This is a genomic window from Streptomyces chattanoogensis (genome assembly GCF_001294335.1).
Classification (GTDB): domain Bacteria; phylum Actinomycetota; class Actinomycetes; order Streptomycetales; family Streptomycetaceae; genus Streptomyces; species Streptomyces chattanoogensis.
Genome location: NZ_LGKG01000061.1, coordinates 1 through 481 on the forward strand (window position 1 = coordinate 1; position 481 = coordinate 481).

At 61.3% G+C, this 481-nt stretch carries 1 pseudogene; it reads left to right on the forward strand.

The window, feature by feature from the left end:
* Positions 1–315: 315 nt before the first annotated feature.
* Positions 316–481: pseudogene (locus ADL29_RS46810) on the forward strand (DUF4097 family beta strand repeat-containing protein); the annotation flags it as partial.

Here is a 481-nt window from a genome sequence, read left to right on the forward strand (position 1 = left end):
CCAGCCCCACCGCGATCTGCTGGCGCTCCTGCTGGGTGAGCCTGCCTCCCGGCATCACGACCCCCTTCATGCCCCACGGGCGCCCCATGGTGCTGCTCGATGTTCCTTGACGCCTCCACCATAGCGTTCACCTTCAATGCATTGCAACGATCGACTGTTCATCGTTGCGTTAAGCGAGAGAGCGTTGCAATGATTATTGCGCATCTACCTGCAGAAATGCAGATCCTAAGCAAAAGATTCGTTGCATAGATTTAGAAAGCAACGTAGCGTTTCCAGCATCAGGAAACAACGAACCGCAAGCCAACGGAGAGCATGATGCAGAAGTTCGACACCCCCGCCCCGATCGCCGCCGTCCTGGGCATCCCCGCCGGACGCGTCCAGCTCATCGCCGCGGACCGGGCCGACACCGCGGTCGAGGTCCTGCCCGCGAACGCCTCGAAGGGCCGCGACGTGAAGGCGGCGGAGCAGACCACGGTCGAGT